The sequence below is a fragment of the Streptosporangium sp. NPDC005286 genome (assembly GCF_040607515.1).
Lineage (GTDB): Bacteria > Actinomycetota > Actinomycetes > Streptosporangiales > Streptosporangiaceae > Streptosporangium.
Genome location: NZ_JBEXGU010000063.1, coordinates 36,906 through 48,710 on the forward strand (window position 1 = coordinate 36,906; position 11,805 = coordinate 48,710).

The 11,805-nt window shown below is 71.4% G+C and carries 10 protein-coding genes; 6 read left to right on the top strand and 4 right to left on the bottom strand.

Annotation, left to right across the window (positions count from 1 at the left end; translation table 11 throughout):
* Window positions 1-73: 73 nt before the first annotated feature.
* Window positions 74-1,120 carry a hypothetical protein gene (locus tag ABZU75_RS23000; protein ID WP_355557621.1) on the top strand — a complete coding sequence of 349 codons (1,047 nt, stop codon included), beginning with the start codon at window positions 74-76 and terminating at the stop codon, window positions 1,118-1,120.
* Window positions 1,121-1,277: 157 nt separating this feature from the next.
* On the opposite strand, the gene ABZU75_RS23005 is transcribed toward ABZU75_RS23000, so the two are convergent.
* Window positions 1,278-2,705 carry an aldehyde dehydrogenase family protein gene (locus tag ABZU75_RS23005; protein ID WP_350912762.1) on the bottom strand — a complete coding sequence of 476 codons (1,428 nt, stop codon included), beginning with the start codon at window positions 2,703-2,705 and terminating at the stop codon, window positions 1,278-1,280.
* A gap of 213 nt (window positions 2,706-2,918) precedes the next feature.
* Here ABZU75_RS23005 and ABZU75_RS23010 point away from each other — a divergent pair, with 213 nt between their 5' ends.
* Window positions 2,919-3,554 carry a TetR/AcrR family transcriptional regulator gene (locus tag ABZU75_RS23010; protein WP_355557625.1) on the top strand — a complete coding sequence of 212 codons (636 nt, stop codon included), beginning with the start codon at window positions 2,919-2,921 and terminating at the stop codon, window positions 3,552-3,554.
* A 58-nt stretch (window positions 3,555-3,612) separates the two neighbouring features.
* Here the strand turns inward: ABZU75_RS23010 and ABZU75_RS23015 are convergent, their stop codons facing one another.
* The gene (locus ABZU75_RS23015; protein WP_355557628.1) at window positions 3,613-5,103 is read right to left on the bottom strand and encodes a PucR family transcriptional regulator; all 1,491 of its coding nucleotides are present in this window, start codon (window positions 5,101-5,103) and stop codon (window positions 3,613-3,615) included.
* Window positions 5,104-5,193: 90 nt separating this feature from the next.
* Between ABZU75_RS23015 and gabT the strand changes: the two genes are divergently transcribed.
* The 4 genes from gabT to ABZU75_RS23035 all read left to right on the top strand — a co-directional run bounded on the left by gabT (window position 5,194) and on the right by ABZU75_RS23035 (window position 8,872).
* A complete protein-coding gene (gene gabT, locus ABZU75_RS23020; protein ID WP_355557631.1) occupies window positions 5,194-6,546 on the top strand; it encodes a 4-aminobutyrate--2-oxoglutarate transaminase in 1,353 nt (450 codons plus the stop codon).
* A gap of 245 nt (window positions 6,547-6,791) precedes the next feature.
* Window positions 6,792-7,034: a hypothetical protein gene (locus tag ABZU75_RS23025; protein WP_350912754.1), complete on the top strand. Its 243-nt coding sequence runs from the start codon at window positions 6,792-6,794 to the stop codon at window positions 7,032-7,034.
* Between the two features lie 234 nt (window positions 7,035-7,268).
* Complete coding sequence (locus tag ABZU75_RS23030; protein WP_350913419.1) at window positions 7,269-7,622, top strand: YciI family protein; 354 nt, start codon at window positions 7,269-7,271, stop codon at window positions 7,620-7,622.
* Window positions 7,619-8,872: a DUF6596 domain-containing protein gene (locus tag ABZU75_RS23035; RefSeq protein WP_355557635.1), complete on the top strand. Its 1,254-nt coding sequence runs from the start codon at window positions 7,619-7,621 to the stop codon at window positions 8,870-8,872. The genes ABZU75_RS23030 and ABZU75_RS23035 overlap by 4 nt, the downstream gene beginning before the upstream one ends.
* Before the next feature lie 24 nt (window positions 8,873-8,896).
* Here ABZU75_RS23035 and ABZU75_RS23040 read toward each other — a convergent pair whose 3' ends face one another.
* Both ABZU75_RS23040 and ABZU75_RS23045 read right to left on the bottom strand, forming a co-directional pair.
* Window positions 8,897-10,123, bottom strand: coding sequence for a saccharopine dehydrogenase C-terminal domain-containing protein (locus ABZU75_RS23040; RefSeq protein ID WP_355557638.1), 1,227 nt, complete (start codon window positions 10,121-10,123; stop codon window positions 8,897-8,899).
* Between the two features lie 188 nt (window positions 10,124-10,311).
* Complete coding sequence (locus ABZU75_RS23045; protein ID WP_355557641.1) at window positions 10,312-11,622, bottom strand: hypothetical protein; 1,311 nt, start codon at window positions 11,620-11,622, stop codon at window positions 10,312-10,314.
* Window positions 11,623-11,805: the final 183 nt, after the last annotated feature.

Genomic DNA, 11,805 nt, shown 5'->3' on the forward strand with positions numbered 1-11,805 from the left:
ACCGGGCCCTCGACGACCCCGGATACCCTAAAGTAAGCACAGAAACACTCTCCGTAGTGCAAACTCGGGCCTCATGACCTCAAGCCTCCCCCTGCTTGCGGCCGCCCCGCTCGTCGCCGGGCTGCTGGGCGTCCCGACGACCGGAGTGACGGCCATCCGGCAGACGGCCGCCGAGTCCGGGCAGCAGGCCGCGAACGCCCCCGTCCCCCTTCTCACCGCGAAAGTCGCGACGCCCGGCATGCCGGACGTCGTCGAGCACACGATCGCTCCCACCGCGTCGGAGCGAAAGCGCGTGCTCGGCTACTGGACCCCCCGCCGGATGGCCTCGGCGCTTCCCGTCGACCGGCTCTCGAAGGCCGGCGGGTTGCTCGGGCGGCTCTTCGCCCGAGCCGGCCGGGGGGTCGCCCCCCACCGGAGCCCGAACGGCGCCGCCGCACGCACCTCCGGCGCCCGCTGGACCTCCGGCGGGATGGTCGAACGCACCACGGGGCGGGTGTTCCTGACCATCAAGGGCAGTGACTTCGTGTGCTCGGCGAGTTCGGTCAGGAGTGCCAACAGGGATCTGGTCGTGACCGCCGGTCACTGCGTCAAGGACGGCGCCGGCGCCTGGGCCGACAACTGGACCTTCGTCCCCGGCTACTCCCAGGGCCGCCGCCCGTACGGGCAGTACACCGCGCGCCGCATGTTCGTCGCGGGTCCCTGGTCGCGTGGCGGCGACGACAGCCACGACATCGGCATGGTGGCGGTCAACACCAGTGACGGCAAGCACCTCGGCGACGCCGTCGGCGGTCAACAGATCGCTTTCGGCACCCCCAGAGGGCGCCCCACCAGCGGTTTCGGCTTCCCCGCCGACTCGCCCTACGACGGCGAGCACCTGGTCTACTGCGCGGGCACGCTCCGCGACGACCCGAACGGGCAGACCGGCGACCAGGGGATGCGCTGCGACATGACCGCCGGATCCAGCGGGGGCCCGTGGCTGAGCGGCTTCGACCCCTCCACCGGCCGCGGCACGATCGTCTCGGTCAGCAGTTTCAAATACAGCGACGACCACCGCACCATGTACGGCCCCTACTTCGGCGACTCGGCCAGGGAGCTCTACGCCATGGCCGCAACGTCATGACACCGGCGGAAGAAGCGCGGAGCGAGATGGTCGAGGAGGCCGCGTCTCCGCTGGGGAGCGGCGCCGGCCTCGTCGACGCCGGAGGCCGCGACCGGTTCGGAGGGCCGTCACCGGCGAACCGGCCGCGGGACACCGCGACCGGGGCACCGGGGCGGGCTCAGAGGGTCAGGCCGGTGAGGACCATGACCTTCTCGTAGGTGAGGTCGGCGATGGCCGAGCGGATGCCCTCGCGGCCGACGCCCGAGTCCTTGACCCCGCCGTAGGGCATCTGGTCGGCGCGGTACGACGGCACGTCACCGATGATCACTCCGCCGACCTCAAGCTCCCGGTTGGCCCGGAAGGCATTGTCGAGACTGCGGGTGAACACCCCGGCCTGCAGGCCGTACTTGGAATCGTTGACCGTGGCGAACGCCTCGTCCACTCCGGACACCGTCTGGACGATCATCACGGGGCCGAAGACCTCCTCGCAGGAGACCTTGGCGTCGGCCGGCACGTCGGCGAGGACCGTCGGCGCGACGGTCGCGCCGTCGCGGGTGCCGCCGGTCAGCAGGCGGGCACCGGCCGCGACGGCCTCGCCGACCCACTGTTCCACGCGCTCCGCGGCCTCGACGGACACGAGCGGGCCCACCTGCGTCTTCTCGTCGGCGGGGTCGCCGACGACCAGGGCCTCGACGGCCGGGACGAGCCTGGCCACGAAGTCGTCGTGCACCGACGCCTCGACGATCACCCTCTGCACGGCGATGCAGCTCTGACCGGCCTGGTAGTTGGAGAACAGGGCGATCCGCGAGGCGGCCCAGTCGAGGTCGGCGTCGGCGAGAACCACCGCGGCCGCGTTGCCGCCGAGTTCCAGGGTCACGTGCTTGCGCGGGACCGTCTCCAGGATCGCGTACCCCACGGGAGCCGATCCGGTGAAGGAGACGACGGGCAGGCGCGGGTCCTCGACCAGCCCTCCGGCGCGGTCGTTGGGCACCGGGAGCACCGAGAACATCCCCTCCGGCAGGTCGGTCTCGGCCAGGATCTCGCCCAGGACCAGCGAGGAGACCGGTGTCGCCGGGGCGGGCTTGACGATGATCGGGGCGCCGGCCGCGATCGCCGGGGCCACCTTGTGCGCCACCAGGTTGAGCGGGAAGTTGAACGGGGTGATGCCCAGGACCGGGCCGTGCGGGACGCGCGAGATGTAGGCGAGGCGGCCCGCGGAGGCGGCCTCGGTGTCCAGGCGCATGGTCTCGCCGCTGAGGCGACGGGTCTCCTCGGCCGCAAACCTGAAGGTGGAGATCGCACGGCCGACCTCGCCGCGGGCCCAGAAGATCGGCTTGCCGTTCTCCTCGCTGATGAGGCGGGCGATCTCGTCGGCGCGCTCGGCCAGGCGGCGCGAGACGTGCGCGAGGGCGTCGGCGCGCACGTGGATCGGGAGCGCGGCCGCCTCCTTCCGCACGGCCGCCGCGGCGGCTACGGCCTCCTCGACCTGGTCGGCCGTCGGCACGGAGCAGACGGCGACGACTCGGCCGTCATGCGGATTGGTCACGGTGAGCTCGGCGTCGCCTGTGGCGGGGCGGCCGGCGAGCCAGAAGGGGCGCACGTCCATACCTCGACGCTATGTCACCTGCGCCGATGTGGTCTTACTCCACTCCGCACAAGATCCCGGTACCGGCACACCTTTCCGGCCAATAGCCCGTTCCCCCCGGCCTGTAACGAAAAGAGGGGCATTCGGGGATATTCCTTACATGGCGCCGGTTTAAATGATCTTCATCATGGCTAAGTCACCGAATGAACACTCAGAGCGGAAGGGCGTGGGCGCATGACCTCCTCGGCGCCGCGCGGCCTTCAGGGCGCGTATCTCCTCGGTGAACGGGCCTCACACGACGAACTGCGCACCAGGCTGCTCGACGTCGCCAGCCAGTTGCTGGTCACCATCGGCCCCGAGAGCCTGTCGATGCGCCGCATCGCCACCGAGGCGGAGTGCTCCACAACGGTCATCTACACCATGTTCGGCAGCAAGGAGGGCCTCGCCGAGGCTCTGTACCTGGAAGGCTTCGAGCGCTTCCGGCGGCGCCTGGAGGCCGTTCCCCCGCGCAGGGACGCCCTGGAGCACCTCATAGCGCTCGGCCCCGTCTACCGGGAGGCCGCGCTGGACGAGCCCGGCTACTACGCCCTGATGTTCGAGCGTGCGATTCCCGGCTTCGTACCGAGCGAGCGGGCCAGGACCCTGGCCCGCGCGGCGCTGAACATCGTCGACCGGGTGATCGCCGACTGCATCTCGGCCGGGTACATCGTCCCCACCCAGCCCAGGAAGATCGCCGATGCCGTGTGGGCCGCCGCCCAGGGCGCGATCAGCCTGGAACGTGCCGGGCACCTGCGCGACAGCAGCACCTACGACACGGTCACCCAGGCCGTCATCTCCCGCTACCTGGTCGCCGACGCCTCCCGGGCGTGACCGGCTCCCCGGCCTCTCCGTGGGCGGAGCCCCCGCCCCGGCTCACCGAGCGGACCCGTCACCCGGCGACGGCCAGGGCGATCCAGAGTTCGGCACGGGCCGCCGGGTCGTCGAGGTCACGGCCGACGAGTTCGGCGACCCGGCGCATGCGGTAGCGCAGGGTGTGACGGTGCACTCCGAGCCGCTGCGCCGCCGCATCCCAGTGGCCGTTGCAGTCCAGGTAGACCCGGAGGGACTCCAGCAGATCCGCGCGCGAGCCGTACTTCCTGAGCGGGGCGAGCAGCGCCGCGGAGAACGCCGCCGCCGCGTCGGAGTCGAGCAGGCAGAGCAGTCCCCGGCCCGCCAGATCGGCGAAGCGCATCACCGGCACGGCACCGCGCCTGGCCGCGGCGAGCGCCTGGCCTGCCTGGTCGAGTCCGGTACGCAGATCGTCGAGACCGGCGGGATCGCCGACCCCGACGGGGCCGTGCTCGCCGAGCGCCGCCGCCACGGCATCGGCCCGCGAGGCCGGGACGAGCAGGACCACCCTGTCACCGCCGGTGTCATCGGCGGCGTCACCGTCTGCCGCCGCGAACTCGTCCCCCGCGGCCTCCAGCACCGCCTCCCGCTCACCGGCGCAGGCGATGGCCACCAGCGGCCCGGCGGGAAGCCGCTCCCCCAGCCGCTCCAGCGTCTCGCACCCGGCGTCCACCTGCCCGGCCAGCAGCAGCCGCAGCACCGCCGAGCGGACCCGGCGCTCGGCGGCCAGGTACTCCCTGCCGTGCTCGGCGGCGAGCGTCAGCAGGGAACCGGCGGCGTTGACCACGGTGTGCGCGACCGGGGTGAAGGGCCGGCCGAGGCCGACGGCGAGGAATCCCCTGACCCGGCGGGCCCCGAACGGCTGCACGATGACGTGCTCCCTGGGCGAGGAGAGGGCGACGCTCGCGGGCGCGCCACGGTTGGTGATCTTTCTCAACCGCTCCAGCTCGGGGCCGAGGTCGTCGGCGGCGCCGGCCGAACCCCGGCCCGCCGCGTGCCGCACAGCCCCCGCCTCGTCGAGCAGGACCGCCCAGCCGCCCAGCTCGCGGGCCAGGCGGTCGATCACCGCGCGAGGCCCCTCCGGGCGCAGGGCGGCGCGGGTGAGCCGGCCCTGGGCGGCGAAGGCACGGCTGAGCTCGTCATACTGCTCCGCGGCGAGCAGTTCGCTGACCACCTTGCCGATGGCGACGAACGGGGTGTCGCGCGGCACCTCGAGCAGCGGCAGCCCCGCCCGGGTGGCGGCCTCGACCAGTTCCCCGGGGATCGTCTCGTGCCCGAGCCCGACGCCGAATCCGAGGCCGGCGACCTCCCTGCCGACCAGGCGCTCGACGTAGGACGCGGCGTTGCCGGCGTCCAGGCGCATGCCCGTGGTGAGGACCAGTTCCCCGCCCTCAAGGAACGGGGTGGGATCCTCCAGTTCGCTGACCGCCACCCAGCGCACCGGCCGGTCGAGCGCGTCTCCACCGGCGAGCACGCCGAGCCCGAGCGGCGACCGCCGTACGACGGTGCGCAGCGTCGGCGCCACAGCCACCCCCGTTTTGTACGTTACGTCCAGTGCTCCCCGTCAATTTTGACATAGTGCATCATCGGCACACCGACATCCACCGCATACCTTCACATCATGAGCACCGTCACCGAGGGCGGCCCCTCGCTTCCGCAGGAACGCCGCATCGTCACCGAGATCCCCGGCCCGAAGTCCCGTGAGCTGTTCGCGCGCAAACAGGCCTCCGTACCACCGGGCATCGGCACCACACTGCCCGTCTTCGTGACGCACGCCGGAGGCGGTGTGGTCGTCGACGCCGACGGCAACTCCCTGATCGACTTCGGTTCCGGCATCGCGGTGACCAACGCCGGCAACGCCGCTCCGCGCGTCGTCGAGCGGGTGCGCAAGCAGGTCGCCGACTTCACGCACACCTGCTTCATGATCACACCGTACGAGTCGTACGTGCAGGTCGCCGAGAAGCTCAACGAGATCACCCCCGGCGACCACGAGAAGCGCACCTTCCTGCTCAACAGCGGCGCCGAGGCCGTGGAGAACGCGGTCAAGGTCGCCCGCCAGGCCACCGGCCGCCAGGCGGTCGTCGTCTTCGACCACGGCTACCACGGCCGGACCCTGCTGACGATGACGCTGACCGCCAAGAACATGCCGTACAAGCACGGCTTCGGCCCGTTCGCCCCCGAGGTCTACCGGGTGCCGCTGGCCTACCCGTTCCGCTGGCCCTCGGGCCCGGAGAACTGCGCCGAGGAGGCCGCCGCCCAGGCGATCGACCAGATCACCAAGCAGATCGGCGCGGAGAACGTCGCCGCCGTGGTGATCGAGCCGATCGCGGGCGAGGGCGGCTTCATCGAGCCCGCCAAGGGCTTCCTGCCGAGGATCGCGGAGTTCTGCCGGGAGAACGGCATCGTCTTCATCGCCGACGAGGTGCAGACCGGCTTCTCCCGTACCGGCGACCTGTTCGCCTGCGAGGACGAGGGCATCGTGCCCGACATCATCGTCACCGCCAAGGGCATCGCGGGCGGCCTCCCGCTGTCCGCGGTCACCGGCCGGGCCGATCTCCTCGACAGGGTTCACGTGGGCGGTCTGGGCGGCACCTACGGCGGTAACCCGCTCGCCTGCGAGGCGGCACTGGGCGTGCTGGAGACCATCGAGGCCGACGACCTGACCGGAAAGGCCCGCCGCATCGGCGAGACCATGCTCCCCCGGCTGCGCGCCATGGCGGAGCGGAACCCGATGATCGGCGACGTACGCGGCCGGGGGGCCATGATCGCCATCGAGCTGGTGGTTCCCGGCACCAAGGACCCGCACCCCACGGCGGCGGGCGAGATCGCCAGGAGGTGCCACGCCGAGGGCCTGCTCGTGCTGACCGCGGGCACCTACGGCAACGTGCTGCGCTTCCTGCCGCCACTGGTCATCCCCGACCACCTCCTGGAGGAGGGGCTCACCATCCTGGAGAAAGCCATAAGCGAGGTCTGACGGTTTAGATACCACTAAATAGGGCACCCGGCTTGATGCTGAGTGCCCTATTTGCCGTTATACGGCCTGCATGTAGGCCGTGATTTAACCACCACTTGACACCTACCACAACGGTCACGGGCTGTGATCGCGTTATAACAGTTCCGATATGAAAGTGCTCGATCACCACAGGAAACGTGTCGACATCCTCCCCACGGCCGAGCCGCGGGAGAGAACCAGGGGTCTCCACGCTGGAGGAATTCAAGATGAGTTGGCGGCCGGCCAGAACGGCACACGGCACGATGACCTTCGACCCCGAGGGGCTGACCCGCACCCAGCGTGAGGGCGACGCCTGCGTGGCCTGTCACAAGAAGTGGCCCCGCCCGCGCATCAGGATCGGCCGCCTTCCGGACGGCAACGCCCTCTTCGCCTGCCCCGAGTGCGCGGAGGCACTGCTGCCGCAGCAGGACGACGCCCACTCCCTCCCTCGCCACGTGGCCTTCTCCTAGACCTCCGACCCCGCACCGTCCCGAGGCGTGAACCGTTCGGGTAGCTTCTCCAGCATCGGAGCGCGCCCGTGCACGAGGTCAGACCGCCGTACGGCCCGGTGCTCGCGGCCACGGAGGTGCGGGCGCCACTTTTCCTTGCGGATGGATGTCGAGACCGGACCACCCGCTCCGACCTGACCGTGAGAGGCACCCGCGCCGGGCGCCGCGAGCACGAGGAGCGAGAGCGTGAAGTACATGCTGCTGATCTACAGCAACCCCGCGACCTGGGAGACCCTGTCCCCGCAGGAGGTCGACGGGATAATGGGCGAGGCCGGCGCCCTCATGAAGGAGCTCACCGACTCCGGCGAGTGGGTCGGCGGGGAGGCGCTGGCCGACCCTTCGCAGACCAGGACCGCGCGGATGCGCGACGGCGTGCCGGCGACCACGGACGGGCCGTTCCTTGAGGCCAAGGAGCACCTGGCCGGATACTGCGTGATCGACTGCGAGAGCCCCGAGCGAGCGGCCGAGATCGCCAGACGCTGGCCGGACGCCCGGCTGTGCGCGGTGGAGATACGGCCGATCATGAGCACGGCCGGTACCGAGGCGTGACCCTTGCCGGTGGAACCGAGGACCTGCTGCGCGAGCTCGCGCCGCAGGTCCTCGGCGCGCTCGTCCGGCGCCACGGTCACTTCGACGCGTGCGAGGACGCGGTGCAGGAGGCATTGCTGGCCGCCACCCTGCAGTGGCCCGGCGAGGGCGTACCGGACAATCCCCGCGGCTGGCTGATCACGGTCGCCTCCCGCCGGCTGACCGACGAGCTGCGCAGCGAGTACGCGCGCACCCGCAGGGAGACCCTGGTCGCGACGCGGACGCCCGCGGACGAGTTCCGCTCGCCCGCCGCCGACGCCGAGCGGGCAGGCGGGCAGGACGACACCCTGACCCTGCTGTTCCTGTGCTGCCACCCCGCGCTCTCCCCTGCCTCGCAGGTCGCGCTCACCCTGCGCGCGGTCGGCGGTCTGACCACGGCGCAGATCGCCCACGCGTTCCTCGTCCCCGAGGCGACCATGGCCCAGCGCATCAGCCGGGCCAAGCAGCGGATCAGGAGCACGGGCATTCCCTTCACACCGCCTCCCGAGCCGGAGCGGGCCGAGCGGCTGCGAGTGGTCCTGCACGTGCTGTACCTGATCTTCAACGAGGGCTACACGGCCACCTCGGGACCCGACCTGCAACGCCCCGAGCTGGCCGGGGAGGCGATCCGGCTCACCCGCATGGTCCGCGGGCTGCTGCCCGGAGACGGCGAGGTGGCCGGACTGCTCGCCCTCATGGTGCTCACCGATGCCCGGCGGCCGGCCCGCACCGGGCCCGGTGGCTCGCTGATACCGCTCGCCGAGCAGGACCGGAGCCGCTGGAACGGGGAGGCCGCCGCCGAGGGGGTCGCGCTCATCACGGACGTGCTGGCCTGGGCACCTCTCGGCCCTTACCAGCTCCAGGCGGCGATCGCCGCGGTGCACGCCGAGGCGACCTGCGCCGAGGAGACGGACTGGCCGCAGATCCTCGCGCTGTACAGGCTGCTCGGACACCTGGCCCCCAACCCGATGGTCACGCTCAACCACGCCGTCGCGCTCGCGATGGTGAAGGGCCCGCGGGCCGGACTCGACCTGCTCGGGAACCTGGAGGCCGACGAGCGGGTGGCCGGGCACCACCGCCTGCACGCGGTGCGCGCGCACCTGCTGGAGACGGCCGGTGACCGCGAGGCCGCCCGCGCCGGCTACCGCGAGGCCGCGCGCCGTACCACCAGCCTTCCCGAGCAGCGCTACCTGGAGACCCGGGCCGCCCGGCTGGCGCAGGCGGAACGGTAACGGCTCGCCGGAGGGCGCGGCGCGTCAGGCCGGCAGGAGAGCCGGGGTGGTCTGGTCGCGCATGCCCCACGGCGAGCCGTAGGCGTTGAGCAGTTCCAGGAAGGGCACCGCGTCGAACGCCTCGGGGCCGAGCACCCCGGTGCCCGACCAGGCACCGGTGGCCAGCAACTCCAGGGCGACCACCGGGTGCACCGCCGTCTGCCAGACCACGGCCTGGCAGCCGTACTCCCGCATCGACCACTCGTTGTCGACCACGTGGTAGAGGTAGACCTCGCGCGGCCGCCCGTCCTTGCCCACGCCCTTCACCCAGGTTCCGGCGCAGGTCTTGCCCCGCATCCGGTCACCGAGCGTGGCCGGGTCGGGGAGGCTGGCCGCGACCACGTCGCGCGGCGAGGTCTCGACACCACCCACCTTGATCTTGCCCGCCTTGTCCAGGCCCAGCTTGTGCAGGGTCTTCAGGACTCCGATGAACTCCTCGCCGAGACCGTACTTGAACGTCACCCGCCTGGCGTCGATGTAGCGCGGTACGAGAAGCACCTCCTCGTGCTCGACATTGACGCACTCGACGGGCCCGATCCCCTCGGGGAAGTCGAAGACCTCGGGCTCGCTGAACGGCTCGGTGGTGTGCCAGTCACCGTCCTCCCAGACCACCGGCGGGTTGAGGCACTCCTCGATGGTCGTCCAGATGGAGAAGGTCGGCGCGAAGTCATAGCCCTCGACCACCAGGTTGGAGCCGTCGCGGATACCGATCTCCTCGATGCTCTCGAAGAGGTGCTCGGCGGCGTAGCGCGCGAAGACGTCGGCCAGCCCAGGTTCCACGCCCATGCCGACCAGCGCCAGCCCGCCCCGCTCCCGCCATGCCTCGCCGAGGGCGAACTGCTCGTCGCCGAGCTTCACCCCGGTCAGCTCGTACGGTCTGCGGGGATGGGGGCGTGACAGCGACATCGCCATGTCGAGGTAGTGGGCTCCGGCGTTGAGCGCCGCCTCGAACAGGGACATGGTGAAGCGGGGGTCCACCGCGTTGAAGAGCACGTCACAGCGGTGCTCGGTGAGCGCGGCCTCGACCGCCACCCGGTCGGAGGCGTCCAGCCCGATGGCGCTGAAACGCGGGTCCGCGATCCTGTCCACCACGGCGGCGGCCCGGTCCTGTTGAGAGTCGGCGACCACGATGTGTTCGAAGAAATCTCGGCGTGCGGCGATCGGGACGACGGCGGAGCCAACGCCGCCTGCTCCAACAAGAAGGATTCTCATGGCGACTAGCCTACCCACTGACTGGTCGACCAGTCGATATTAAGAGCATGATTTTCCCACTGAATCCATCGTCAAAAACGATCAGAGCAACGGAAAACGTAGCCTGTCGCCGAGAGCGCAGACATAGCAGGGTAGAGGGAACATCGCGGAGCCTCCTTTTCCCGACGAGGAGGCGATCGGGTGCGGCCTCAGTCGGAGATCCGGGGCTTTCCGGGCTCCGAGGATGCTCGGAGGCTTTTCCAGCGCTCCGCCCAGTCGGCGTAGTCGGTGCACTCCCCGCCCAGGCCGCCGCAGTCCCTCGCCGGGCGGGCGGCGAAGAGGACGTCGCGCAGCCGGCGGTCGTCACGCACGTGGTAGATCTCGCACATCCGGCGGGCGCGCCCGCCGCACGCCTCCGGATTGGCCGGGGCGAGGCCGGTCCAGGCCGCGGCGGGGCGCTGCGCCCGCGCCGAGCTCATCCAGTTCAGCCACCGGTAGGCGCAGTTCGGGCTGGCCGGCTTGGCCGCGAGCATCCATGAGTCGACCCACCCTGTCGCCGGGCCCCCCTTCAGCACCTTCATCGACCGGCCCGCGCGCTGGAAGAGGTCGAGGTGGTAGGGCAGGACCTGGGCGATCCGCACCCGCTCCGCCGACAGTGCCCTGACCAGGTCGAGCGAGCCGTCCCAGTAAACCCGGTCGGGGCCGTCGCCCTCGGCGAGGAGCTTCATCGCGGCGTCGAGCTGGGCGGGGGTGAGCTGGAACGGATTCTTGATCTTCAACTGGGGGCGCGTCCCCTTGAGGGCGAGCGCGGCGTCGGCGATGCTCAGCGGGCTGTTCCTGATCGCCGCCGGAGCCGCCCCGTAGAGGGCAAGGGGCCCCCGCGGCCCGTCCCCTTCGCGGACCACCCGGTTCACCCCCCACAGGTAGGGAATGCCGTAGACCTTGCCGTCCTCACGCAGACCGGGCAGCTCGCGCAGGCGCTTGGGGATCCGCCGGTAGTCGGCGACCAGCGCGGTGTCGAGCGGCGCGACCTTCCCCTGCTCCACCAGCAGACCGGCCAGGTCGGGGGCGGCCGAGAGCACGTCGTAGCCGCCCCGGGCGAACCTGGCGGCCATCTCCTCGCTCGTCCTGACCCGGTCGAGCTTGACGACGCAGCCGCTCTCCCGCTCGAAGGGCGTCAGCCAGTTGACCCGCGAGCTGACCCCGCCGTACTCGACGTACCCCTGGAACGTGAGCACCTGGAGCATGCCCTCGCCCTTGCCGATGGACGCCGACGGCGCCGGGCTGGAGGTGGTTCCGGACTCGGAGCCGGGCGTCGCGACGGGCGTGCCGGAGGGCGTGGGGCTCCGCACCGGCTGGGCCGCGCTCGCGGCCCCCGCCTGGGCCAGGGTGGCGAGCGCCAGGCCGCCCGCCCCCAGCACTGCCCCGAGACGCGCGCGACGGAGCCTGTCCCTGCCCACGAGGCCCACGAGGTTTCCTCCCGACGTCGCCACCGATCTGCCCGGGAGCCTACCGGCCATCCTCGGCCTCCTGCGGTCCGTTGGGGTGTGTGCCCGGTTCCCACAGGCCAGGCGTGGGCGAGCCCCGCCCCGCGGCAGAGATGTCAGAGCACGCGTGAGGCCGAGGATGGCCGGTAGGCTCCCGGGCAGATCGGTGGCGACGTCGGGAGGAAACCTCGTGGGCCTCGTGGGCAGGGACAGGCT